The sequence below is a fragment of the Arthrobacter sp. CJL-S3 genome, assembly GCF_056711635.1.
In genome coordinates this window covers 4,047,882-4,072,096 of the sequence record NZ_CM160046.1, presented here as the reverse complement: position 1 = coordinate 4,072,096, position 24,215 = coordinate 4,047,882, and the positions used below count along the sequence as shown (strand labels likewise).

Below are 24,215 nucleotides of genomic sequence, written 5' to 3'. Positions count from 1 at the left end.
CTGTTCAAAGGAACAACCATGTCAGGACTCACTCAGCTTCAGGCTATGGGCGCCGCCGAGCGACGCAAGGAAGCGCGCACTGTCATTGCCTCCAGCTACCTGGGCAGCACCATCGAGTACTACGACTTCCTCCTCTACGCCACCGCCGCAGCAATCGTCTTCCCGAAAGTTTTCTTCACCGGCATGGACGACTGGGTGGGCGTCGTGGCCGCCTACGGCACCTTCGCCGCCGGTTACGTGGCCCGCCCGGTGGGCGGCATCATCTTCGGCCACTTCGGTGACAGGATGGGCCGCAAGAACATGCTCATCATCTCCATGCTGGTCATGGGCGTGGCTTCCACCCTGATCGGACTGGTCCCGGGGGCCTCAGTGGCCGGGCCCTGGGGTGCGGTGCTCCTCGTGATTCTCCGCGTTTTCCAGGGCATCGCCGTGGGCGGCGAGTGGGGCGGAGCAGCCCTCATGGCGCTGGAGCACTCCGAATCTGGCAAACGCGGATTCGCCGCCTCGTTCGTGAACGCCGGGGCGCCGACCGGTGCCGTACTGGGCACCCTGGTTATGGGCGCCTTCGCCGCACTGCCGAACGACCAGTTCCTCGCCTGGGGCTGGCGGGTGCCGTTCCTGCTCTCCTTCGTACTGCTGGGCGTGGGCATGTTCGTCCGGCTCAAGGTTTCCGAAAGCCCCATCTTCAAAGCCGCTATTGAGCAGGAAAAGTCCGAGCGGGAGCAAGCTGCGCAGGGAGGCGGCGCCGGAGTCACGGCAAAGCCGGCCGCACCCCTCGTGCAGGTCCTGCGGCGGCCAAAGACCCTGATTTTTACCATGCTCGCCGGTGCAGCAGGCTTTGCACTTCAGGTGGTCCTGGCCACGTTCTCGGTGACCTACGCCGTCTCCAAGGGCGCCGACCGTCAAGGCGTGCTGTACGCGTTTGCCGCAGCCTCCCTGATCTCCATCGTGTTTGTGATCATGGGCGGCAGGCTCTCCGACAAGGTGGGCAGGCGGCCGGTGATGATCGGCGGACTGGTTCTTTTCATCCTTTACCTGGTGCCGATGTTCCAGCTTCTGTCCTCGAACAACATCATGCTGATCTTCGTGGCCTTCGCCATCGGCTTGATGATCCATTCGACCCTTTTCGGTCCGTTGGCGGCCTTCGTGTCCGAGCAGTTCGGTACGACCTCCCGCTATACGGGCGCATCCCTCGGCTACCAGCTCGCGACCCTCCTTGGCGCCGGATTCACCCCGGGCATCGTGGCCCAGATCTTTAAGGACTCGGGCCAGGACACGGGATCGGTGGTCTGGTATCTCGCGATCATGTCGGTGGTCTCAATCGTCTTCATCGTGCTGACCCGGGAACCGAAGAACAACGACCTCCAGACCGTCCAGGCCTGACCCTTTATCGGTTCCGGTCAAACGGGCTAACCTCACAGTAGAAAGGATTCGCCGTGGAAAATTCTGGCATCGGCTCGTGGCTGCAACGTCGCCGCCCGAAGTCCGGCAGCAAAACCGCCCTGATCACCGGAGACCGGGAAGTCAGCTACGAACAGCTCGCGGACCGGACCGTCCGGCTCGCCAACGCCCTGCGGGACCGCGGCGTGGCCAAGGGGGACAGGATTGCCTACCTGGGTGAGAACCACCCGTCCTTCTTGGAGACGCTCTTCGCCTGCGGCACTTTGGGCGCCATCTTCGTCCCGCTCAACACGCGGCTGGCACCCCCGGAAATCCAGTTCCAGCTGCAGGACTGCGGCGCCGGCGTTCTGGTTTATGCAGGCAGCCTCGGCGACCTGGCAGCCCGCGGGGCGGCCGGCACGGCAGTGAAGACCCTCGTGGTCACCGCCGACGATGCCGACGACGGCAGTAGCCCGGCGGTGCCGAGCGGAGCCTCCGGGGCGCCGACGGCGGTGGAGGACTTTGAGGACCTGGTGGCCTCCGGCTCGGACGAGCCGCACGATGAACCGGTAACGCTGGACGACGGTGCCATGATCCTCTACACCTCCGGTACGACGGGCCGACCCAAGGGGGCTCTGCTCACCCACGGCAACGTCACGTGGAACTGCATTAATGTGATCGTCGATTTCGACTTCTCCTCGCATGACGTGGCGCTGATGATTTCGCCGATGTTCCACGTGGCGTCACTGGACATGGGGGTCCTGCCGACGCTGCTCAAGGGCGGAACGGTTGTGCTGGAGCCAAAATTCGACCCTGGCAGGACGCTGGAGCTCATTGAGCGGCACCGGGCGACCACGATCAGCGGGGTACCCACCACCTATCAGATGCTCGCCGAGCACCCGGCGTGGGCCACGGCGGACCTCAGCTCCTTAAACAAGCTCACCTGTGGCGGATCAGCGGTGCCGATGCGCGTGCTGGAGGCCTACGAGGCGCGCGGCCTGCGGTTCTCCAATGGCTACGGCATGACCGAGACTGCGCCGGGCGCCACCACCCTGCCGACGGCCCGGTCCATTGACAAGGCTGGATCGGCCGGGCTTCCGCACTTCTTCACCGACGTCCGGATCGCCGACTTCGACGGGAGCGCCGCTGCGTCGGGAACCGTGGGCGAGATCCAGATCAAGGGCCCGAACGTGATCCCCGGGTATTGGAACCGGGCTGACGCCACCGCCGAGGCATATGCGGAGGGCGGCTGGTTCAAGTCCGGCGACATGGGATACAAGGATGACGACGGGTTCGTCTTCGTCTCAGACCGGATCAAGGACATGATCATTTCCGGCGGCGAGAACATTTACCCCGCCGAAGTGGAACAGGCCATCACGGAGCTCGAAGCGGTGGGAAGCGTGGCCGTGATTGGCGTGCCAGATGAGAAGTGGGGTGAAGTGCCTAGGGCCGTCGTCCTGCTGCGCGAGGGGGCCCGACTCACAGAGGAGCAGCTCCGGAGGCACCTGAATGGACGCCTGGCACGCTACAAGATCCCCAAGTCCTTCGTGTTCGTCGATGAGATGCCCGGACAGCCAGCGGCAAAATCAGGAAGGCCGACCTTCGGAAGCTGAGTTCCGTCCAGCCATGACGGGCTGAAGCCGACCCTCAGTGGATGAGGGCCAGCAGGACTCCCACGGCCATGAACAGCACGCCGAACGTCCGGTTGAGGATCCGCTGCCCGCGGGCGTCGTGGGTGAAGCGCTGGAAGGACTTGGCCGCGGCGGCGAAGAAGAACCACATGACGAGGATGTCGATCACGATCACTGTCGCGGACAGGGCCAGGTACTGCGGCAGCAGCGGTTCCTCCGGGCGGATGAACTGCGGCATGAAGGCCAGGAAGAACACGATCGCCTTGGGGTTCAGCAAGTTGACCCACAGGCCGCGGCGGAACATGGAGAAGGCGGGCTCGTTGCGCAGCGCGGCAGCCTTCTCCTGGTCCAGATCGGGTTTGTGCCGGAACTGCTGGATGCCCAGGTAGACGAGGTAGGCGGCACCGGCATAGCGGATCACGTTGAACGCGACCGGCGAGCTGGCCACCAGTACCCCGACGCCGAGGGCGACAATGACGATGTGCACCACCAGCGCGGCCTGCTGGCCCAGGATGCCCCAGATGGAACGCCGGAAACCGGAGTTCAGGGAATTGCTCATGGTGTTGATGGCGCCCGCACCGGGCGTGAAACTGATCAGGACGCCGGCGCCCGCCAGGGCCAGCCACAGGGAGGGTTGCACTGATTCAGTGTACGGCCGGGGGCGGGCCTCCCTGCCCCAGCCTCCCAACGCCGTCACGCGCCGGCCTGTTGGTATGGGGGGTCGTTCCGGGAGCATAGGCACCGGACCAGCTGTGAATGCGACCAGTGCAGCATGGTTCTGGGAAGATCCTCGTGCTGCGGATACTGGTCAAAGTACTTGTGCGCGCGGGCCGACATGTAGCCCGTTTCGTCGACGGCGAAGTGGCCGATCAGCTGCATTCCCCGTTCGGCGGCCTTCGATTCCAATTCATCAGCCTCTCGCATGATCGGGTCCGAGCAGCCGTATTCACCGAAACTGCCAGGGTGGGCGATGGCAAAGTACCTGGTGTATTCGCGGTCCAGCGCCGCCAGGACAGCATCATGGAAAGGGGCCAGGGAGCCCGCAAAGTCTTCGGTGATGACTTGAACGCTGTCCAGCTGCATCTCCGCGTCCACACAAATCAGCACGAGATTGGGCCTGAGCCTGCCGTCCGGGACGATAAACGGGCGGGCCAGTATGACGAAGTCGAAACCTGCTTGGATGATCATGGTTTGAGGCTAGAAAACCGGGCCCTGGAGGTCTACGGGCGCCAACGCCTATGTGGACAAACGGACTGCCAAGCCTGCGCCTGTCCGGCAACGGTGAGCGGTATAGCCGGTTCTGTCAGGTTGCTACTTCCCGGCTGACCCGCGTCCGAAGGAGGCTGCGCGACGCTCGGTCGCTACTATTGCGACTGTGAAATTCCGCCGCGCGTCAGCCCTCCTGTTGTTCCTGTTGCTCACGGCGTTCACGGTAGGTTCCGCTGCATCGGCGCAGGCCAGCGTGCCGGGACCGGTTCTCGTCGCAGCCCAGCCAGGAGACCCCGAACCTCAGCCGGCGCCGGTAACGGGGCCGCTGTGGGGAGTGCAGCTTGACTGGTCGAAGGATTCGGCCGCAGAGTACGCGCGCCGCCTGGGGCAACCGGCCGCCCTCTATGCCCACGAACTGTCGCTGCCGGTTCAGGAGGACGAAAAGATCTTCATCCCGCAGTTCCTGGAACAGGCGGGGTCCGCCGGCGCCGATGCCCTGATCACGGTCAATCCGAGGATTCCCCTGGCACAGATCGATGCGGAGGCCTCGGCCGGGCTGGCGCAGGACATCAAAGTGATGGCTGAGGGGTTCGGAGGTCGGCTATTCATCCGTTTCGCCCCCGACATGAACGCGGGCTGGGCGGCCTGGGGACAGAAACCGGTGGAGTATATTGCGGCGTTTCGTGCCGTGACGGCCGCGATGCGTGGAGCAGTGGAAGAGCCGGTGATGGTCTGGTCGCCCTTCCAGGGCAGGGACTACCCCTTTGTTCAGGCTCCGGACGTTGCCCAGCCCGGTAGCCCGGGCTTTAAGGTCCTGGACACGAATTCCGACGGCGTCTGGAACCTGGAGGATGCGGCCTACTCGCCGTATTACCCCGGGGACGATGCGGTGGACTGGGTCGGGCTGTCCGCGTTCCTTGACGACTCTGCGGGCGGGCCGCCGGTCAACTCCCTCCCTGCGGCCGATGGCCTGACCCGCATGCTCGGACCCGCACAGCCGGTCCGGGCCGCCGTGGACGCGGACTTCTATGCCAGCTATGCCCTCGCCAGGGCCAAGCCGCTGCTGCTGGAAACGGCGGCCTTCTACAGCCCGGCAAGCGGTGGACCCGCCGAAACAGACATCAAAAGTGCGTGGCTGAGCCAGATACTCGCGTCCCCGGCCGCCGGATACAACAACGTCCGGGCAGTGCTGTGGAACGAAACCGTTGAACTGCGCGCCTCCGGTGAGGTCGCCATCGACTGGCGCCTGACGGCGGACCCGGGCACCGCCTCGACGCTGGCCGCCGGGCTCAAACAGGCCGACTTCCAGACGGGCGCCCCGACGGCGGTAGCGGGCGCGGACGCTGCCAGCAACGCACCGGGCGGCAGGGTAGTCGCCGGCGGCTGGGCGTGGCTGGCTGCCGCGGCGGTCCTGGCGCTGGCCGCCGCGTTGTGGGTGCTCCCCTTCCGCCGGCCGGCAGCACGGTCCTGGGCCTATCAGGAAGAGCACGTCCGGGACAGGCGCGTGGACATGCTGCGCGGCATGGCGATCCTCTTCGTGGTCGTGAACCACGTGGGCCTCACCTCGCTGTTTCAGCTGCTGACCCAGGAAACAATTGGCGCGGTCTCCGGCGCGGAGTTCTTTGTCCTGCTTTCCGGAGCGGTGCTGGGCATGGTCTACGGCCCAAGGGTCAGGGACAACCCCGGGGACGTGGTGGACAAAACCACCGGCCGTTCCTGGAAGCTCTACGTGACGGCCCTGACCGTCGTCATGACGGTCTTCCTCATCAGTCTCATCCCGCTAATCCAGAGCTCGGTCCTGACCTCCTTCACCGATCAGGGGACCGGCGGGGCGGGTGCCGCGGCGGCCGGCCGCAGCTATGACATGTATTCGGAGGTGGAGGGGCTGCTGCAGTTCCCGGTCCCGGCCTGGCTGATCCCGAAAATCCTGCTGCTCGAGTTCGGCCCGTGGCAGTTCAACATCATGGGCCTGTACGTCGTGCTCCTGCTGCTCAGTCCCCTGATCCTGTGGGCGCTGTCCCGCAAGCTGGCATGGCTGGTTCTGCTGGTGAGCGCCGCCCTCTACACAGTGGGGGCACTGTCCCGCATCCGTCTCCTCCCCTCCCAGTTCGAAGATTCCTTTCCCTTGATGGTCTGGCAGATCCTCTTTGTCCTTGGCCTGACCGCCGGCTACTACCGCGGGCCCCTCGTGGAGTGGTTTTCGCGCCACAAGCGCGTGCTGGCCTTCTGCGCGCTGCTGACGGTCCTTTTTGCGCTGTTCGCCTGGTCCAACCCCTACCTGTCCAACGCCTACGATGTCCGCCTCGCCCTCCTGCCGGATGCCCTGCATCGGACGCTCTACAGCGGCTATTTCGGCCGGACGTATCTGGGCGCGGGACGGCTGATCAATGTTGTGTTGGTCGTCATCACCGCCTACACCCTCCTAACCGCCTACTGGAAGCTGCTGGAGCGGGCCCTGGGCTGGTTCCTGATCCCGCTGGGGCAGGCCACCCTGTATGTCTTCATCATCCACGTGTTCCTGATCCTGGCCCTGGCCAATATCCCCGCGCTGCAGCTGGGCAACATCTGGCTGAACACCGGTGCCTATGTGCTGGTGCTGGGCCTGGTGTGGACGATGGTCAAGACGAAGTTCCTGTTCCGGATCATCCCCCGCTAACCACCCCGCCAGCTCCGCCCTCCACCGCGCCGGCCAGCGGAGACAGCCCGGCTGCGGGAGGCTAGGATGCAGTCAACGGCACGGTCTCAGTGCACACAGCCAGGCTTGGGGGAGTCGATGGACAGGATTGTCGGGACGATGCTAACCGGGGCCGTCCTACTGGCCGCCTCGTCCTGCGCGCTGCCGGGGGCCGGACCGCCGGCAGGAACTGTCCCGCAGACCACAGCCGCTACGACAGCCGCCACCGCGTCCGCTGCACCCCGGACGGCCGTCCCGTCCCAGCCGGCCGCCACCACGCCGTTCGCGGCGAATCCCGGGAGCGCAGCGAGCCAGACGGCTGTCGCTGTCCCCGGGGCGCGGTTCGCCAATCCCGACTACTACGCCATGCCCGGGCAGACAATCACTTTCGTTGTCACGGCGTCGCTGCCCCGCGGGGTCAGCACCGCGCAGTACGAATGGGACTTCGACGGCGACGGTGTCATAGATGAGGCGGGGCCGCTCCCCGTAACGACCCACAGCTACCCCGCCGTGTTCGAGGGCGCCGCGACGGTGGGCATCACCCACTTCACGGGAGGCTCGTCGACGGCATCGACCGGGGTCCACATCGGCCGGGGCCCTTGGGACGGACTCCCGGCCGCGCCGGTCAACGTGAGCGTGGTGGTGACCGCCCACTCCGACGGCATCAGCACCATCCAAATATCGTGGGAACCCGGCGGCGAGGAACCCTTCCGCTGGGGCCTCACCGTGGACGGCATTCCGGCCGGCATGGTGGAGGGCAAGGCGCGCACCGCGACCATGACGGACGTCCACCGGGTCAAGGACGTGGCGGTCGGCGTCGTGGGGTTCACCCAGAACGGCGGCATGGGAACCCCCGCCAGGGTGACGCTTCGCGCGATGCCGGACTAGGCGGCCCCGCCCGGACCGCCTCACGCCCGGGCGATCACCTCGCCGTTGGGGATCAGGAACCAGCCGTCGTCGGTGGAGCCCCAGCGGTGCCAGCCGGCCGAAATCCGGGCCAGGTCGGCGGCGTTGGCGAAGCCGTACTCGAGCGCCTGGTCCGCGAAGGCCGAGTGCAGCACGCGCTCGCCCCAGACCCGGGCCTGCCAGCGGCGCTGCTGGCCGGTGGCGTAGAGCCAGTTGCTGCTGGAGGGGGCGACGTCGGTGAACCCGGCAGACTGGGCCCAGGAGACCAGGCGGCGGCCCGCGTCGGGCTCCGCGCCGTTGCGGCGTGCGATCCGCTGGTAGAGCTCCATCCACTCATCAAGTTCGGGGACGGCCGGGTACCAGCTCATGCCGTGGAAATCGGCGTCGCGCACGGCCACAATGCCGCCGGGCTTGGCGACGCGGCGCATTTCCCGCAGCGCGGCAACCGGGTCCGTGAGGTGCTGCAGCACCTGGTGGGCGTGCACGACGTCGAACGTTTCGTCCTCGAAGTCGAGGTCGTAAATATTGCCGGCGACAAACTCGACGTTTTGCACGCCGCGCTCGGCCGCGAGGGCAGCCGCCTGGCCGATCACCTCGGGCGAGCGGTCCAGCCCGGTGACCATCCCGGGGGAGACGAGCCCGGCGAAGTCGCAGGTGATGCTGCCCGGCCCGCAGCCGACGTCGAGCACCGACGCCCCGGGGACGAGGTGCGGGATCACAAACGCCGCGGAGTTCTCCGCCGTCCGGGAGGCGTGGGCGCGGACCACCGACTCGTGGTGGCCGTGGGTGTACACATCGTCAGGCTGCTGCGCACTCATAAGGAAACGCTACCGCTTCACGCCGACAAATCCGCGAAATCGCCGGGAAAGCAGCCCCGCAAGACGGCAGGATTTCGTGTGTGACCGTCAGTTTTGCCGCTTCTGGCCGGGACGGTTCTGCGGATGATTAGAGGAGTGAAGACCAACAGCAGCAAGCAGGCAGGGCTCGGCCTGTTCCGGGCCACCGGCATCTATGTCGGGGCGATCCTCGGCTCGGGAATCCTGGTGCTCCCGGCCATTGCCGCCAAGGAAGCGGGACCGGCGTCGCTCCTGGCCTGGGCCCTGCTGCTGGTGTTCTGCACCCCCGTGGCCTTCAGCTTCGCGGAGATGTCCCGCCAGCAGCCCGACGCCGGCGGGATCGCGCACTTCGTCACGCGTGCCTACGGGCGGCGCGCCTCGGCCGTGGCCGGCTACCTGTTCTATTTCGCCATCCCCTTCGGCGCTCCGGCGACGGCCGTGATCGGCGGGAACTACATCGCCCATGCCCTGGGCGGCGGGCGCGGGACGGCGTTGGTCGCGGCCGCGCTGCTGCTGGCCGCCGCCTTTGCGGGCAATGCCGCCGGGATCCGGATGTCCAGCGGCATCCAGCTCGTGCTCATGGTGCTGCTGGTCGGGCTGCTGGCCCTGGCCGTGGCCCTGGCGGCGCCGTATGCCAGGGCGGAGAACTTCGCGCCGTTCGCGCCGCATGGCTACTGGGCCGTGGGCGGGGTGGCCAGCCTGCTCTTCTTCTGCTTCGCCGGCTGGGAGGCCGTCACGCATCTCGCGGGCGAATTCCGCCACCCCGAGCGGGACCTCAAACGGGCCACCTGGCTCACGCTGGTCATCGTCGGTGTGGTCTACCTTGGCGTGGTGGCAGCCTCGGTCGCCGTGCTGGGCCCGGCCCTCCCGGGCAGCGAGGTGCCGATCGCGCAGCTGCTGGAAAAGGGCCTCGGCGGACTCGCGGCCCCGCTGACCGCCGTCGCCGCCGCGGTGCTGACCTTCGGACCGATCAACACCTTTGTCGCCGGCGCCAGTCGGCTGGGTGCGAGCCTGGCGTCCGACGGCGTGCTGCCGCGGACGCTCGCGCGGGGCTCCGGGGCGGGCCAGGTGCCCGCGGCCAGCCTGGGACTGCTGGCGGTGATGACGTTCCTGTCCTTCGGGGCGGCCGCGGCCGGGCTGAGCGGCCTGCAGTTCCAGATCGCGGCGGCGTCGGCCTGCTTCACCGCCGTGACGGCGTTTGGCCTGCTTGCCGGGATCCGGCTGCTGCCCGCCCGGACGCCAGCCTGGTTCGGCGTTATTGCGGCCGCCGGTGTGATGCTGGCGGTGCTGCTGTTCAGCGGCTGGGCGCTCGCGGTCCCGCTGGGGCTGGCCGTGGCCGCCGTCTGGGCGGGCCGCCCGGCCGGCCGGAGGGTGCTGCTGCGGTCCGCCGGACGGCCGGGAACGTCAACTACTGCGGGGCAGTTGGCGGCGGTGCAGCTTGCGGCGGAGCCGCTGGCGACGGTACCTGCTGCGCCGCCTCCTGCCCCGCCCGGACCGTGGCATCGATCATCGAGGTCATGAACCGGGTGGCGATCTCCAGTTCCTCCGGGGTGAACTCGGCCATCGCGGCGGCCATGTGCCGGGCCAGCGGCTGGAACATGGCGCCGCCGTCGCGGTAGGCCTTGGGGGTCATCCGGAGCTGGACCTGGCGGCGGTCCGCGCCCTGCCGCTCGCGGACGACATGGCCGGAGCTGTACAGCCGGTCGATCAGCGCCGTGGTGGCGGGTGAGCTCAGGTGGAGTTCCCTGCGGAGCACTCCGGGCGTGACGATCTGGTTCCTCGCGGCATGCTGCATGATCACGGCCAGGGCATTGAGGTCCGTCCGGTGCATGGCGTTCCGGCCGCCGGCGGAATCCACGTATCGGTTTGCCTCCATGCTGAACTCCTGCAGCAGCCGGACCAGCGGCGGCGGTCCGGGAGTGCCGGGGGATCCGGGAGTGGGTCCGGGAGTGCCGGGGGCTCCGGGGCGCGCCGGGGGATCAACTGTCACGGTGCACCGTCCTCTCTCCCATGGCCTGCGGCGCCTGCTCCGCAGATGGCGCCCTCCGGAGTTTACTGCAGCGCCTCTTTTTTATCCCCGCTCTTTATCTCGATGGTGGAGATAGTCTACTATGGACTCAATTCTACTCCTCCGAGGCAAGCACCAGAAGGAACCATGAACAAGACTCCACGCACCAGTGCCCGCGTCCCCTTCTGGCTGCGCTGGCTGGTCCCGGTCCTGCTCGTCATCACCTGGCTGGCCATCGCCGGGATCGGGGGACCGACCTTCGGCCGGCTGGAGGAGGTCTCCTCGAACGACCAGGCCTCCTTCCTCCCCGCCGGGGCCGAGGCCACGGCAGTCCAGGACTGGCAGGCCAAGTTCCGGGACACCAACGAGATCCCCGCCGTCATTGTCATCGAGAGCGAATCCGCCTTCACCCCGGCCCAGCTCGGCGAGGTGGCCGCCCTGAAGGGCGGGCTGGAGGCCGTGGGTGGCGGCAGCACCGTCATCGGCCCCATTCCGTCCGAAGACGCCCGGGCCGTGCAGTTCGTGGTCCCGATCGATTCGGCCGGCGAAGTGAAGGAAATCGTCAAGGAACTCCGCGACGAAGTGCAGGCCTCCGCCCCGGAGGGCATGCAGACCTTCGTGACCGGTCCGGCCGGGCTGACGGCGGACCTCGTCAGCGCCTTCGCCGGCATTGACGGCATCCTGCTGCTCGCGGCTCTCAGCGCGGTGTTCGTGATTCTGCTGATTGTCTACCGCTCCCTGCTGCTGCCGATCGCCGTCCTCTTCACCTCGGTCTTCGCCCTCTGCGCCGCCATCCTGCTCGTCTTCGGCATGGCCAAGCTCGGCTGGATCCAGCTCAACGGCCAGAGCCAGGGGATCCTGTCCATCCTGGTGATCGGTGCCGCCACGGACTACGCGCTGCTCTATGTGTCCCGGTTCCGCGAGGCGCTGACGCACACCACCAACCGGACGGCCGCCGCGCTGACAGCATGGAAAAACTCGTGGGAACCTATCATCGCGTCCGGCGCCACGGTCATCATCGCGCTCCTCTGCCTGCTGTTCTCCGATCTGAACTCCAACAAGGCCCTCGGCCCGGTGGCGGCCGCGGGGATCCTCTGCGCGCTCTTCGCCGCACTCACCCTCCTGCCGGCGATGATGGCGCTGCTGGGCCGCGCCGCGTTCTGGCCGTTCCTCCCCAAGCTGCTCCCGGAGACCGAGCGCGAGCCTGAAATCGTCACCGGCCTGGAGGGGCAGAAGGGCGTCTGGCGCGCCACCGGCTCCCTCGTCTCCCGCAAGCCCCGGACCGTCTGGATCGCCTCCGTGCTGCTGCTCCTGGTGGCCTCCGCGGGCGTCCTGCAGCTCAAGGCCAACGGCGTCCCGCAGACCGATGTCATCCTCACCGCCTCCAACGCCGTCGACGGCCAGGACGCCCTGGCCCGGCACTTCGACGCCGGATCCGGCAGTCCTGCCGTGATCGTCGCCAACGAGGCGGCGGCGCAGGAAGTGCTGGCGCAGACCAAGGCGACCGACGGCGTCGGGGACGCCTATCTGCTGGCCGACGGCGGCATGCCGATCATTCCCGGCGCTCCCGCTGCCCCCGGCGCACCCCCGGCTCCCACGGCTCCGGCCGTCCGGGACGGCAAGGTCCTGATCAACGCGACCCTGAACTTCGCCGCAGACTCCAACGACGCCGAAAACGTGGTGGTGGTTCTCCGCCAGGAACTCAAGAAGATCGACGACGGCACCCTGGTCGGCGGAGTGACCGCCACGGCACTGGACACCAACACCACCGCCCAGCGTGACCTCGTCACCATCATCCCGGTGGTCCTCGCGGTCATCCTCGTGATCCTGATGCTGCTGCTGCGCTCCGTGCTGGCCCCGGTGCTGCTGGTCGCCTCCGTCGTCCTGTCCTACGGCGCCGCGCTGGGCGTCTCCGCCTTCGTGTTCAACAACATCTTCGGGTTCCCGGGCGCCGATGCCACCGTGCCCCTCTTCGGCTTCGTCTTCCTGGTCGCCCTGGGCGTGGACTACAACATCTTCCTGATGAGCCGGGTCCGGGAGGAATCCCTGAAGCACGGCACCCGGCCCGGCATCCTGCGCGGCCTGGGAGTCACGGGCGGGGTCATCACCTCCGCCGGTGTGGTCCTCGCGGCCACCTTCGCGGCCCTGGGCGTCATCCCCATCATGTTCCTAGTGCAGCTGGCCTTCATTGTGGCCTTCGGCGTCCTGCTGGACACCGTTCTGGTCCGGTCCCTGCTGGTCCCGGCCCTGGCCTACGACATCGGCCCGCGGATCTGGTGGCCGAGCAAGCTGGGGCGCCCCGAAACGGATGCCGCCGCGCGCGGCCTGCGGCCAGCCCCGGAACCGGAGCCGGAGACCGCCGAGGCGGGAATCCGCTAGCCCGACCCACCGACCGCAGCCGCCGTCACGGCTCCTGGACCCCCCACCAGGCCACCGTGGCGGCGGCTGCCGCCTTAAGCGGGGTCGGCCGCAGCCCCAGGGCGGCCTCGCTGGCGCGCGAGTCCATCACGAAGGGGTGCTCAAACTGGTACAGGGTCTCGGCCAGTTCCCGGGCCCCGGGGAAAACGACGGCCATCGTCCGCAGCACCCAGCCGGGGACCCCGGCCACCCGCGGGGTCCGGGCGCCGGCGGCGGCCGCGAACGCCCCCGCGATCTCCCGCTGGCTTGGCGCAGGGCCGGTCGGTGCATGCCACACCCGGTTCCAGAGCCCCGGATCCTGCGCGGCCCGGATCATGGCCGCGGCCAGATCCGGCACATACGTGAACGAATGCGGCAACCGCGCGTTGCCGATCACCATCAGGGGTCTGCCCGCCAGGACCGGCTTCACCATGCGCTCGCCGGCATGCGAGTTGCGGACCCTGGGACCGAAGAAATCGCTCGCCACCACACTCACGGTGTCCGTCGCGGACGCCGCCCGGGCCTTCAGCAGATCGGTCCGGACGCCGCGCTTGCCGCCGCGGGCCTCGCGCGGGCCCTCCTCCGTCATCGGACGGTCCGGCTCGCTGTAGGAGTACAGGCTTTCCGGGAAGACGACCACGGCGCCGGCCTCGCCCGCCGCGGCCAGGACCGCCGCCTCGGCGCGCGGGAGCTCCTCCGCCCAGGTCCGGGCGCTGTACCGCGAGCCGTGGATGCAGTGGAACACGGCCTTGGCGCCGCGGAACAGCCCGCCGAGCTGCGCCGGGTCCGACACATCCACGGACTCCCTCTCGACGCGCGGGTGGTCGGGACCGCTGCCGGACCGGGTGAGCACCCGCACCCGGTGGCCCGCCGCAGCGAGCTGTTCGGCGACCGTCCAGCCGACCGGTCCGGCGCCGGTGACGACGTACAGGGCCGGGGTCGGGGTCGGGGCCGCGGGGGATTCAGACGGGGACATGGGGTGCTCACTTTCGCTGTGGTCATTCACCGGCGGCCGGGCGGGGTCTGCCTTCGCCGGCCCTGCTCGATGTTGAGAGCCGGGCCCTCGGACACCAGAATGCAGCCTGTCCCGGTGCGCGGTCTACCGCTGTCCGACCCCCTGTTGCCTCCCGGCCGTGCTCGATAGACTGCCCGTGCGCCTGCCTGGGCGCGCCGAGGCTTCCAGGAAGGATCCAACCATGTCAGAAAACAACGAGTTTGATCGAACGGCAGCGGAATCCGGCGACGAGGCCGCCGAGGGCCAGTACGTCGAAGGTGACTACGGTGCGGCCGGCACCGCCGGGGAGAACCCGCCTGAGGCCGCGGAAGGCGAATACCCCACCGGTGACTACGGGGCTGCGGGCGTCAGCGGCACCACCGCCGTCGGCGCGGAGGAGGGCGACTACCCCGAGGGCGACTACGGAGAGGCAGGCGCCGACACGACGCCGCCAACCGCCGTGGAGGGCGAATACCCCGAAGGCGACTACGGAACCGCCGGCGATGCGGGCGAAAAGGGACGCACCCGGGACGACTCCGCCGGGGAAGCGGACCGCCGGGACCGCTAGGCGGCGCACTTCGCGCACAGCGAAACGAGCGGCGGCCAGCCTGGCCGCCGCTCTGAAGAGTGCCGGAATTCCGGGGAACTGGCCCGTCCGGCGACCCGCCAGGCAACCTCCTAAAAGTCAGGTTGAGCGTATGGCGCTCAACTTTGAATTGACTTTGAAACCGGTCTGAGTAAAGTTGAGTGCAGATCACTCAATAACGGCTGGACCCATGCGGTTGCTACCGCTACGGTCCGCAGCCAGCTCAGCAAGTTTCCCCGGAAAGAAGGAAGCAACACATGTCACGTGCAGTAGGTATTGACCTCGGAACAACCAACTCCGTCGTCTCCGTTCTCGAAGGTGGCGAGCCCACCGTCATTGCCAACGCCGAGGGTGGCCGGACCACGCCGTCGGTAGTTGCATTCTCCAAGTCAGGCGAAGTGCTGGTCGGCGAGATCGCCAAGCGCCAGGCCGTCAACAACATTGACCGCACCATTGCTTCCGTCAAGCGCCACATGGGCACCGACTGGAGCGTCGCCATTGACGACAAGAAGTACACGGCGCAGGAAATCTCCGCCCGCATCCTCATGAAGCTCAAGAACGACGCCGAGTCCTACCTCGGCGAAAAGGTCACGGACGCCGTGATCACCGTTCCGGCGTACTTCAACGACGCCGAACGCCAGGCCACCAAGGAAGCCGGCGAAATCGCGGGCCTCAAGGTCCTGCGCATCGTCAACGAGCCCACCGCGGCCGCACTGGCCTACGGCCTGGACAAGGGCAAGGAAGACGAACTCATCCTCGTCTTCGACCTCGGCGGCGGAACCTTCGACGTCTCCCTCCTCGAGGTGGGCAAGGACGAAGACAACTTCTCCACCATCCAGGTCCGCTCCACCGCAGGTGACAACCGCCTCGGCGGCGACGACTGGGACCAGCGCGTCGTCAACTACCTGCTGAACCAGCTCAAGGTCAAGGGCATCGACCTGTCCAAGGACAAGATCGCCCTGCAGCGTCTGCGTGAGGCAGCCGAGCAGGCCAAGAAGGAACTCTCCTCCTCCACCAGCACCAACGTCTCCCTCCAGTACCTCTCCGTCACCCCCGACGGCCCGGTGCACCTGGACGAGCAGCTGACCCGCGCTAAGTTCCAGGACCTCACCAAGGACCTGCTCGAGCGCACCAAGAAGCCCTTCCACGACGTCATCAAGGAAGCCGGCATCCAGCTTTCCCAGATCGACCACATCGTGCTGGTCGGCGGTTCCACCCGTATGCCCGCCGTCTACGACCTGGTCAAGGAACTCGCCGGCGGCAAGGAGCCGAACAAGGGCGTGAACCCGGATGAGGTCGTCGCCGTCGGCGCCGCCCTGCAGGCCGGTGTCCTGAAGGGCGAACGCAAGGACGTCCTCCTGATCGACGTCACCCCGCTCTCCCTCGGCATCGAAACCAAGGGCGGCATCATGACGCACCTGATCGAGCGCAACACGGCCATCCCGACCAAGCGCTCCGAGACCTTCACCACGGCGGATGACAACCAGCCGTCCGTGGCCATCCAGGTCTTCCAGGGCGAGCGCGAGTTCACCCGCGACAACAAGCCGCTGGGCACCTTCGAGCTGACCGGCATCGCTCCGGCCCCGCGCGGCGTCCCGCAGGTCGAGGTCACCTTCGACATCGACGCCAACGGCATCGTGCACGTCTCCGCGAAGGACAAGGGCACCGGCAAGGAACAGTCCATGACCATCACGGGCGGTTCCAGCCTCTCCAAGGAAGACATCGACCGCATGGTCAAGGACGCCGAGGAGCACGCAGCAGAGGACAAGGCCCGCCGCGAGGCAGCCGACACCCGCAACACTGCCGAGCAGCTCGCGTACTCCGTGGACAAGCTGATCGCCGACAACGCCGACAAGCTGCCGGAAGAGGTCAAGACCGAGGTCAAGGCCGACGTCGACGCCCTCAAGGCCGCCCTCGAAGGCACCGATGACGCAGCCGTGAAGACCGCGTTTGAGAAGCTGCAGGCGTCCCAGAGCAAGCTCGGCGAGGCCATCTACGCGCAGGCAGGTTCCCCCGACGGCGCCACCGGCGCCCAGGGTGCCCCCGCCGGTGAGAAGGCCGCAGGCTCCGACGAGGACATCGTCGACGCCGAGATCGTAGACGAAGACGAGAAGAAGTAATCATGCCGCACCACGGTAACGAAGAAGAGCACGGTTCTTCCGAGAGCCGTCGCGACGCCGAACAGCGGGAGAACGAGCCGCAGAAGCCGATCATCCACGACAACCGCAAGGTTGATCCGAAGACCGGCCAGGCCCGCCACCCCGACCAGGAGCGCGCCAGCGCCGCCTCGGCAGACTCGGAAACGGACTCCGGGGACGCACTGTCCCAGGCGGAGGACATCCTCAACAGTGTGGAGGTGCCGGCCGCGGAGTCCGTGGCCCAGGGTGCCGACGGCGCGGAGGCGGAGGAGCTCAGGAATGACCTGCGCCGCCTGCAGGCCGAGTACGTCAACTACCGCAAGCGCGTCGAACGCGACCGTGCCGTGGCAGGGGAGATGGCCGTCATCGGCGTCCTGAACTCCCTGCTCCCGGTGCTGGACGACGTCGACGCCGCCCGCCAGCACGGTGACCTCACGGACGGACCGTTCGCCGCGATCGCCGCCAAGCTGGAGAACGCGCTGAAGACGTACGGCCTGGTGCGCATCGATGAGACCGGCGTGGAGTTCGACCCCACGATCCACGAGGCCCTCATCCAGCAGCCCGGACCGGATGTCGAAATCGACACCGTCAGCCAGGTCCTGCGCTCCGGCTACAAGTCCGGCGACCGGGTCCTGCGGGCAGCCCAGGTCATCGTGGCTGTTCCGGCGTAGCAGTACCCCATCGAAGTGACAGTTCGCGCCCGTGTTTCGACCAAACATCGGCGCGAACTGTCACCTCGGCACACAGATTTGAAAGGAAACGCCATTGGCTAGCCAGGACTGGGTGGACAAGGACTTTTACAAGATCCTTGGAGTCGCCAAGGACGCTTCCGACGCCGACATCAAGAAGGCTTACCGGAAGCTCGCGCGGCAGCACCATCCGGACACCAATGCGGGGAATGTCGCTTCGGAGAAGAAGTTCAAGGACATTTCCGAGGCCTACTCCGTGCTCTCCGACGCCGACGAGCGCCAGCAGTACGACGCCATCCGGGCGATGGGCGGCGGAGCCCGGTTCGCCCCGGGCGGTAGCGGCGGCGCCGGCGGCGGGGCCGGCTTCGAGGACCTCTTCGGCGGGCTGTTCACCGGCGGCAGCGGACGCCACTCCGGCGGCTACAGCACAGCCGGCGGCATTCCGCCGGAGTTTGCCGATCTCTTCGGCGGAGCGGGCGGCGGCTTCGGCGGCGGCGGGCAGTCGTTCCAGCGGGCCCCGCAGAAAGGCGCGGACCGGACGGCGTCGACCTCCATTTCCTTCGCCGGGTCCATCCGCGGCACCACCATCGGCCTGCGTGAACCGGACGGCGAAGTCATTGACGTCCGTGTCCCGGCCGGCATCAAGGACGGCCAGAAGGTCCGGGTCCGCGGCAAGGGCCAGTACGGTCCGGCCGGAAACGGGGACCTCATGGTCACCGTCTCGGTGAAGCCGCACGACTTCTACGTCCGCGACGGCGACAACCTGCGCATCCACGTGCCGGTCACCTTCCCGGAGGCCGCCCTGGGCGCCGACATCGAGGTCCCGACCATCGACGGCGACAAGGTCAGGGTCCGCGTCCCTGCCGGCACGCCGTCGGGACGCACTCTCCGCGTCAAGGGTCGCGGCGTCAAGCACTCCAAGGCCACCGGGGATCTGCTGGTGACCATCGACGTCGCCGTCCCGCGGAAGCTGAACAAGGAAGCCGAGGAGGCCGTCAAGGCCTTCGCCGCGGCCACCGCCGGCGAGGACGTCCGCGCCGAACTGGCAGCCAAGGCCCGGCTCTAGAAGCGGATGCCCGCCATGGCCATCGACTACGAGCAGCCGATCTTCGTCATCTCCGTCGCCGCGGAACTCGCGGACATGCACCCCCAGACGCTGCGGCAGTATGACCGGCTGGGCATCGTCTCGCCCAGCCGGGCCCCCGGCAAGTCCCGCCGCTATTCGCAGCGCGACATCACCATGCTCCGCGAGGTGCAGCGGCTCTCGCAGGAGGGCGTCTCCCTCGAAGGCATCAAACGGATCCTCCAGCTGGAGAACCAGGTGGCGGCCCTGCAGCGGCGCGTGGCCGAGCTGAGCGAGGAACTCGAGCGCCGCCCCCGAAGCCTGGAGTCCCGGATCTTCGCCGCCGGCGCCGCGGGCGACGTCGTCAGCCTGGCCCGCGGCAAGCGCCCCCGGGCCCGGTCCCAGGCAATCGTGGTGTGGCGGCCGCGGAACGGCGAGTGACGCCGCCCGCCGGCAGGCTCCGGCCCGCGCCGTCCAAGTAGTCGGCTGCCCCAGGGCAAGTATTCGCGTCCGCGCCCGGGTAGTTCCCGGCCGGAAAGACGGGTACAGGGTTTGCGTGACTTCGGGGCCGCCCGGCCGTTTGAATTGTCCTGCACGAACGGCTGGCATCACCGCCAGCCGAACAGCGAGGACCGCCGGGGGGCGCCGCATGTTGAACTCACTTTCGCCGGGCACACCGGCACCTGGACCCGCACTGATCGCGGGCAGGGCATGAACTCCGGGCTCCAGGCCCTGGCCATGTTCGCAGGATCCATCACGGGCTCCATCCTGCTGACCGTGGGCCAGACCATCGTCGTCATCTGCGTCTGCTTCGACATGGTCCGCGCCCTCTCGGTGCCGCGGTCCCACCGCCGCTACGTGGCCAACACCGTCTTCACCACCCTGGCCTGGCCCTCGATCCTGATCTGCGCCGTCAGCGTGCTGATCGATGCCGCGAGCGGGACATGGCAGGACGTCGCCGGCGGGGTTTTCATGATGGTCATGGTGACCTACCGGTGGAAGCACGGCGGTGATGAGGACAGCTGGTGGAAGGGCAAGGGCAAGAAACTGGCCACCTGGTTCCGGAAGCAGACGGCCTCCCGGTCCGTCACTGCGCCGGCCGCGGCCTGACCCGCCCGGTGCTGCTCCCCGTCAGTCGGTGAACAGCGCAGCCAGGTCCTCGGCCGTCAGCGCTCCGCCGGAGAGGGTGTCGCCTTCCATGACGTCCGCGAACAGCTGGGACTTCCGGGCCTTGAGCGCCATGACCTTTTCCTCGATGGTGTCCTTGGCGACCAGCCGGTAGACCATGACGTTCCGGGCCTGGCCGATCCGGTGCGTGCGGTCCACGGCCTGCGCCTCGGAGGCCGGGTTCCACCACGGGTCCAGCAGGAACACGTAGTCCGCCTCGGTCAGGTTCAGGCCGAAGCCGCCGGCCTTGAGGCTGATCAGGAACACCGGCGCGGCGCCGTTCTTGAACTCGTTCACGACGTCGGTGCGGTTGCGGGTGCTGCCGTCGAGGTAGCAGAACTCGATGTTCTCCTCGACGAGCCGCTCGCGGACCTTGCCCAGGAAGCCGGTGAACTGGCTGAAGATCAGGGCCCGGTGCCCTTCCGCCACCAGGTCCTCCAGCTGCTCGAAGAGCACATCGAGCTTGCTGGACCGCACCCCGGAGAGCGAGGGGTCGATCAGCGAGGGATCCAGGCTGAGCTGCCGCAGCAGGGTGAGGGACTGGAAGATGGTGAAGCGGTTCTTGTTGACGTCGTCGATCAGGCCCAGGATCTTCTGCCGCTCCCGCTGCAGGTGCGTCTGGTAGACCTTCTGGTGCCGCGGGTTCAGCACCACCTCGAGGATCTGCTCCTGCTTCGGCGGCAGGTCGTGGATGACCTGCTCCTTGGTGCGGCGCATCATGAGAGGACGGACCCGTCGCCGCAGCTTGTCCAGCTGGGCCTTGTCGCCGTTCTTCTCGACCGGCTTCTGGTAGTACTCGGCAAACCGCTTCGGGCTGGAGAAGAGCCCCGGCGCGACGATCGAGGTGAGCGCCCAGAACTCCATCAGATTGTTCTCCAGCGGGGTGCCCGTGATGGCGAGCTTGAACACCGCCGGGAGTTTCCGGGCGCACTGGTAGGCCTTGGACTGGTGGTTCTTGACGAACTGGGCCTCGTCCAGGACCAGGCCGGCCCATTCCTTGGAGGCGTAGGCCTCGTAGTCGATCCGGAACAGGGCGTAGGAGGTGATGACGATGTCCGCCCCCGCCATGGCCTCCGCGGGGCTCGAACCGCTCTTGGCAAAGGTCTCGCCGACGGCGCGCACCGTGAGGCCGGGGGCGAACCGCGCGGTCTCGGCCTCCCAGTTGCCCACCACACTCGTCGGGGCAACGACGAGGAAAGGTGCGGCGCCCGGCGCGGCGCCGGCGGCAGCACCGCCGTCGGGCGCCGCGGACGTCCCGGACGCCAGGTCCTTGGCGGCGCAGATCAGCGCCAGCGCCTGCACGGTCTTGCCCAGTCCCATGTCATCGGCCAGCACCCCGCCGAGCCCGTGACGGTAGAGGAAACTGAGCCAGTTGAAGCCCTCCAGCTGGTACGGGCGCAGCTCGGCGTTGAGGGTTGCGGGCAGCGGCAGGCCCTTCACGCCGCCTTCCAGCAGCCCGCCGACAGCCTCACGCCAGGCCGCGGCCTGTTCGTCCACGACGCCCAACTGCGCGAGCTCGTCCCAGAGCCCGGCCTGGAACCGGCTGATCTGCAGCGGCGCGTCCTTGTTGTCCTGCAGTTCCCGCGCCTCTTCAATCAGCGCCCGCAGCTGGTGCAGTTCGGGCAGGTCCAGGGAGAAGTAGGCGCCGCTGGGCAGCAGCATCTTGGTCTGGCCGGCCGCGAGGGCGGAGAAAACGGCCGCGAAGGACACCGGCTGGCCCTCCAGGGAAATCTGGATGCCCAGATCGAACCAGTCCCGCTGCTCGGTGGCCTTGGTGGAAATGGACACCACCGGGGCCTCCTCGGCCTCGCGGTAGTCGGCGATTTCGCCGGCCGTGTCCACGCTGACGCCGGGGACCTCGCGGAGCGCAGGGAGCAGCTCCTCGGTGAAGGCCAGGGTGTCGAGGCCGCTGAGCTCGGCCGAGGCTGCCAGCCGCGGTGTTCCCCAGCCGCCCGTGGCCGACTCGCCCAGCGCCGGCACCACGTCCCAGGGCTGTCCGAGGGCTTCGAGGATGCGGGCCTCGGCAGGGTCGTCCCGGTAGCCGTGATCGCCGGGGTGGCGCCACAGCGGCTGCGACGTGACGAGCGTGCCGGACTTGTAGTGCCACTCCCAGTGCAGCCGGACCCGGTGATCGGCGCCGTAGTTCGCCAGCAGCGACAGGGTGGGAACAGCCAGCTGGGGCAGCACCACGGACTCGTCGGAGGCCGTGACCCGCGCGCTCTGCTTGAGTTTGGGGTAGAAGCCGGTGAGGAAGCGGCTCTCGTCCCGGGCCGGGATGTGCAGCGTGGTGCCCGCCGTGACGAAGGTCAGGAGCTCCTCGCTGAGCCCGCTCTCCAGCGGGGCAAGCGTAATGGCGGAGTCCGTCGGCGCGACACCCGGCAGGGCGTCCGCCCCGGAGGTCAGGAAGATCCCGTGCGCCGGGCGCCCGATGGTCCCGACGCTTGCCGGATCAACCACCTCCCCCTCCACGGTGATGCTGGGGGCCAGGGACAGCCCGCCGTCGTCCCCGTCGGCGGCGGGCACGACGGCGCCGTCCCCCTCGACGGGGGCCGGCGCGGTGCCGAACCGGGTCAGGTTGAGCCCGACGGCGGCCGGCTGCTCAACGAGCCGCACCGGCTCCGGGCCGCGGCTGTGGACCAGGGCTAGGCCGATCTTCCCGGCCTGGGCCAGCAGGCTCCACAGGTTCTTCCCGGCATAGGTGTTCAGGCCCAGCCACAGCCCGGTTCCGGCGTGCTGGCGGTTCGCCTGGGCGGTGTGCGACGCAAGGAACTCCTGCATCCACTCGACGTGGGACTCGTTGCATTCGCGCCGGTAGCTCAGGTAGCTCAGGGTGTTCCACGAGACATCGCCGCGGATCCATTTGCCCTTGGCGCCCATGATCACGGGACGGGCCTTCAGCTGGCGCACGCTGCGCAGCGGATCCCGGCGTCCGGTGTAGGAGAAGTGCGGGGCGGGTTCTTCAATCTCGAACTGGAGCGCCAGCGGGACCCCGCTGGTGGACTGCGTGATCCCCGGCTGGGCAATCAGAGGGCTGAGGGCCTGTTCCCAGTCCGGAACCTCGAGCGCCGGGGCCTGCCGGGACAGCCGGCTGACGTCGGCGGGAGCCAGCAGCTGGACCCGGATCGCGGGGTTGTCCTCGGCTGCGAACAACAGCGCGGCCACATGCTTGCAGTCCTTCCGCACCGGGCAGCTGCAGACACCCACGGTGCAGCTCCAGCCGCCCGCCTTCCGGACCAGCTTCGCCGTCGTCGAATACGGCACGTCGGCGCCGCCCCGCACCTTGCCGAGCATGAGTCCGGTGGCGGCGTCGAAGGAAATGCCGGACACGCGGCTACCCATGGCGTAGGCGAGTCCGGCCGCGAGGGAGCGGTCGTTGATCGCGGGAGTCTGTATTGCCAGTGCCGCACTATCGTCCGGATGGGAGGGCATGTGCGCACTTACTTTCGGCAGTTGGTCATCGGATCCATCTTACCGAGCCTGGCCCGGCTCCCCGTACTGGATGCCCGGCTATGTGGATATCCGGCCGGACTACGTGTCGGGACCGGGACACCCAAACTTCGCCGGACGTTCAGCTGCGGCTCAACCCCGGTGCCGGCGGCGCCACGTAGCGTGGAAAGGGTTCGGAGCGCCACCGCCTTCAGCAGTGAGGATTTTCCATGAGCACCAGCCTTTCCACCACCCTTTCCGCCTCCGGCTACGCGACGGTCCTGCCGCGGGAGATCATCAACGGCAGCGACGCGGACGTCGTCGACGCGAACGTCGAGGTGGTCAACGCCATGTATGCGGAGCTGCTCGACGTCGGGGAAATCGCACCGAACGCGCTGCGCAGCTACTACGTCGACTTCTACCTGACGCAGGCGCTGGGCGGCGGGTTCGCCCAGTACGTCTTCACCGCGCCCGAACGCGAGGACATCGACGCCTACGTCCGGGCCGGGCTGGAAAACATGGGGGCCGCCGCGCACCTGGACCTCTTCAACCGCACCGTGGCCGCGTTCGAGGCCCTCTCCGAGGAGGAGGCCGACGCGTATCTTGACGGGGACGCGGATCTGGACGGCGGCACGGACGTCGTTGACGGCGTCACGCATGCGGTCCGGCTCCTGGAGGAGCTCGACGGCGAGTTCGAGGCGCTGCTGGAAACCGAGGACATCACCGCGCTCAACGCCGCCTGGCTGCGGGGCCAGGCGGACCTCCTCGTCCTGGACGAGGAGGAACTCGACCGCCACATCGCCGAGCGGGTGTCCCGGATCCCGGACCTCGCGGAGCGCCAGGCCGAGGCCGCCGAGGATGACCTGCTGGACACCCCGGAATTCGAGATGATCATCCGCGAGCTCTGCGACGTGGCCGGCCACACGCTCCTGAAGATCACCATGGGCGACCCCAACTATGACCACGACGGCCAGACCGCCCTGGCGTGGCATTTCACCACGGACCAGGGCGAGTTCCTCATGCTCGACGACGACCAGCAAGCGGTCATGATCCACCCGGACACGAAGGAGATTCTGGCCGCCGTCGAGTTCGAGGTCGAGGACGACTGAGC

Annotated in this window: 18 protein-coding genes and 1 pseudogene; 13 read left to right on the top strand and 6 right to left on the bottom strand. The window is 68.0% G+C overall.

Annotated features, from left to right (window positions below):
• The first annotated feature begins 18 nt into the window (after window positions 1-18).
• Complete coding sequence (locus tag AC06G6_RS18705; RefSeq protein ID WP_479824644.1) at window positions 19-1,383, top strand: MFS transporter; 1,365 nt, start codon at window positions 19-21, stop codon at window positions 1,381-1,383.
• Window positions 1,384-1,436: 53 nt separating this feature from the next.
• A pseudogene (locus tag AC06G6_RS18700) lies at window positions 1,437-3,010 on the top strand (acyl-CoA synthetase).
• A gap of 17 nt (window positions 3,011-3,027) precedes the next feature.
• On the opposite strand, the gene AC06G6_RS18695 reads toward AC06G6_RS18700, so the two are convergent.
• The gene (locus AC06G6_RS18695; protein ID WP_307465136.1) at window positions 3,028-3,651 is read right to left on the bottom strand and encodes a LysE family transporter; all 624 of its coding nucleotides are present in this window, start codon (window positions 3,649-3,651) and stop codon (window positions 3,028-3,030) included.
• A gap of 53 nt (window positions 3,652-3,704) precedes the next feature.
• Window positions 3,705-4,199, bottom strand: a complete 495-nt coding sequence (locus AC06G6_RS18690; protein WP_479824642.1) for a hypothetical protein — start codon at window positions 4,197-4,199, stop codon at window positions 3,705-3,707.
• Window positions 4,200-4,386: 187 nt separating this feature from the next.
• On the opposite strand from AC06G6_RS18690, the gene opgC reads away from it, so the two are divergent.
• Together opgC and AC06G6_RS18680 are read left to right on the top strand one after the other, a co-directional pair.
• Window positions 4,387-6,876, top strand: a complete 2,490-nt coding sequence (gene opgC / locus AC06G6_RS18685; RefSeq protein WP_479824640.1) for an OpgC domain-containing protein — start codon at window positions 4,387-4,389, stop codon at window positions 6,874-6,876.
• Window positions 6,877-6,993: 117 nt separating this feature from the next.
• Window positions 6,994-7,782: a hypothetical protein gene (locus tag AC06G6_RS18680; RefSeq protein WP_479824638.1), complete on the top strand. Its 789-nt coding sequence runs from the start codon at window positions 6,994-6,996 to the stop codon at window positions 7,780-7,782.
• Window positions 7,783-7,802: 20 nt separating this feature from the next.
• On the opposite strand, the gene AC06G6_RS18675 is transcribed toward AC06G6_RS18680, so the two are convergent.
• The gene (locus tag AC06G6_RS18675) at window positions 7,803-8,618 is read right to left on the bottom strand and encodes a methyltransferase domain-containing protein (RefSeq protein WP_479824636.1); all 816 of its coding nucleotides are present in this window, start codon (window positions 8,616-8,618) and stop codon (window positions 7,803-7,805) included.
• 135 nt (window positions 8,619-8,753) lie between these two features.
• Between AC06G6_RS18675 and AC06G6_RS18670 the strand changes: the two genes are divergently transcribed.
• A complete protein-coding gene (locus AC06G6_RS18670) occupies window positions 8,754-10,157 on the top strand; it encodes an APC family permease (RefSeq protein ID WP_479824634.1) in 1,404 nt (467 codons plus the stop codon).
• On the opposite strand, the gene AC06G6_RS18665 is transcribed toward AC06G6_RS18670, so the two are convergent.
• Complete coding sequence (locus tag AC06G6_RS18665) at window positions 10,045-10,626, bottom strand: MarR family winged helix-turn-helix transcriptional regulator (RefSeq protein WP_479824632.1); 582 nt, start codon at window positions 10,624-10,626, stop codon at window positions 10,045-10,047. The genes AC06G6_RS18670 and AC06G6_RS18665 overlap by 113 nt on opposite strands.
• Window positions 10,627-10,791: 165 nt before the next feature.
• Here AC06G6_RS18665 and AC06G6_RS18660 point away from each other — a divergent pair, with 165 nt between their 5' ends.
• The gene (locus AC06G6_RS18660; protein ID WP_479824630.1) at window positions 10,792-13,023 is read left to right on the top strand and encodes an MMPL family transporter; all 2,232 of its coding nucleotides are present in this window, start codon (window positions 10,792-10,794) and stop codon (window positions 13,021-13,023) included.
• Window positions 13,024-13,048: 25 nt separating this feature from the next.
• On the opposite strand, the gene AC06G6_RS18655 is transcribed toward AC06G6_RS18660, so the two are convergent.
• Window positions 13,049-14,017, bottom strand: coding sequence for an NAD-dependent epimerase/dehydratase family protein (locus AC06G6_RS18655; protein ID WP_479824628.1), 969 nt, complete (start codon window positions 14,015-14,017; stop codon window positions 13,049-13,051).
• Between the two features lie 220 nt (window positions 14,018-14,237).
• Here AC06G6_RS18655 and AC06G6_RS18650 point away from each other — a divergent pair, with 220 nt between their 5' ends.
• From AC06G6_RS18650 to AC06G6_RS18625, 6 genes are all read left to right on the top strand, one after another.
• A complete protein-coding gene (locus AC06G6_RS18650; protein WP_479824626.1) occupies window positions 14,238-14,603 on the top strand; it encodes a hypothetical protein in 366 nt (121 codons plus the stop codon).
• Between the two features lie 275 nt (window positions 14,604-14,878).
• A complete protein-coding gene (dnaK, locus tag AC06G6_RS18645; RefSeq protein WP_479824624.1) occupies window positions 14,879-16,741 on the top strand; it encodes a molecular chaperone DnaK in 1,863 nt (620 codons plus the stop codon).
• 2 nt (window positions 16,742-16,743) lie between these two features.
• Window positions 16,744-17,430 (top strand): nucleotide exchange factor GrpE, encoded by a 687-nt coding sequence (locus AC06G6_RS18640; RefSeq protein ID WP_479824622.1) that lies wholly within the window; start codon window positions 16,744-16,746, stop codon window positions 17,428-17,430.
• A 94-nt stretch (window positions 17,431-17,524) separates the two neighbouring features.
• Window positions 17,525-18,514, top strand: coding sequence for a DnaJ C-terminal domain-containing protein (locus AC06G6_RS18635; protein WP_479824620.1), 990 nt, complete (start codon window positions 17,525-17,527; stop codon window positions 18,512-18,514).
• A gap of 15 nt (window positions 18,515-18,529) precedes the next feature.
• Complete coding sequence (locus AC06G6_RS18630; protein WP_479824618.1) at window positions 18,530-18,952, top strand: heat shock protein transcriptional repressor HspR; 423 nt, start codon at window positions 18,530-18,532, stop codon at window positions 18,950-18,952.
• A 111-nt stretch (window positions 18,953-19,063) separates the two neighbouring features.
• On the top strand, window positions 19,064-19,621 hold the full coding sequence (locus AC06G6_RS18625) for a hypothetical protein (protein ID WP_479824616.1): 558 nt from the start codon (window positions 19,064-19,066) through the stop codon (window positions 19,619-19,621).
• Window positions 19,622-19,642: 21 nt separating this feature from the next.
• On the opposite strand, the gene AC06G6_RS18620 is transcribed toward AC06G6_RS18625, so the two are convergent.
• Window positions 19,643-23,107: a DEAD/DEAH box helicase gene (locus AC06G6_RS18620; protein ID WP_479824614.1), complete on the bottom strand. Its 3,465-nt coding sequence runs from the start codon at window positions 23,105-23,107 to the stop codon at window positions 19,643-19,645.
• Between the two features lie 227 nt (window positions 23,108-23,334).
• Between AC06G6_RS18620 and AC06G6_RS18615 the strand changes: the two genes are divergently transcribed.
• Entirely contained in the window at window positions 23,335-24,213 is an 879-nt protein-coding gene (locus AC06G6_RS18615; RefSeq protein ID WP_479824612.1) for a DMP19 family protein, read from the top strand.
• The last annotated feature ends 2 nt before the right edge of the window (window positions 24,214-24,215 follow it).

Coding starts and splice junctions, on each gene's coding strand:
- AC06G6_RS18690 (WP_479824642.1), bottom strand. CDS start 4,199: ATGATCATCCAAGCAGGTTTCGACTTCGTCATACTGGCCCGCCCGTTT.
- AC06G6_RS18620 (WP_479824614.1), bottom strand. CDS start 23,107: ATGCCCTCCCATCCGGACGATAGTGCGGCACTGGCAATACAGACTCCC.
- AC06G6_RS18630 (WP_479824618.1), top strand. CDS start 18,530: ATGGCCATCGACTACGAGCAGCCGATCTTCGTCATCTCCGTCGCCGCG.
- dnaK (WP_479824624.1), top strand. CDS start 14,879: ATGTCACGTGCAGTAGGTATTGACCTCGGAACAACCAACTCCGTCGTC.
- AC06G6_RS18640 (WP_479824622.1), top strand. CDS start 16,744: ATGCCGCACCACGGTAACGAAGAAGAGCACGGTTCTTCCGAGAGCCGT.
- AC06G6_RS18680 (WP_479824638.1), top strand. CDS start 6,994: ATGGACAGGATTGTCGGGACGATGCTAACCGGGGCCGTCCTACTGGCC.
- AC06G6_RS18655 (WP_479824628.1), bottom strand. CDS start 14,017: ATGTCCCCGTCTGAATCCCCCGCGGCCCCGACCCCGACCCCGGCCCTG.
- AC06G6_RS18615 (WP_479824612.1), top strand. CDS start 23,335: ATGAGCACCAGCCTTTCCACCACCCTTTCCGCCTCCGGCTACGCGACG.
- AC06G6_RS18705 (WP_479824644.1), top strand. CDS start 19: ATGTCAGGACTCACTCAGCTTCAGGCTATGGGCGCCGCCGAGCGACGC.
- AC06G6_RS18660 (WP_479824630.1), top strand. CDS start 10,792: ATGAACAAGACTCCACGCACCAGTGCCCGCGTCCCCTTCTGGCTGCGC.
- AC06G6_RS18650 (WP_479824626.1), top strand. CDS start 14,238: ATGTCAGAAAACAACGAGTTTGATCGAACGGCAGCGGAATCCGGCGAC.
- AC06G6_RS18675 (WP_479824636.1), bottom strand. CDS start 8,618: ATGAGTGCGCAGCAGCCTGACGATGTGTACACCCACGGCCACCACGAG.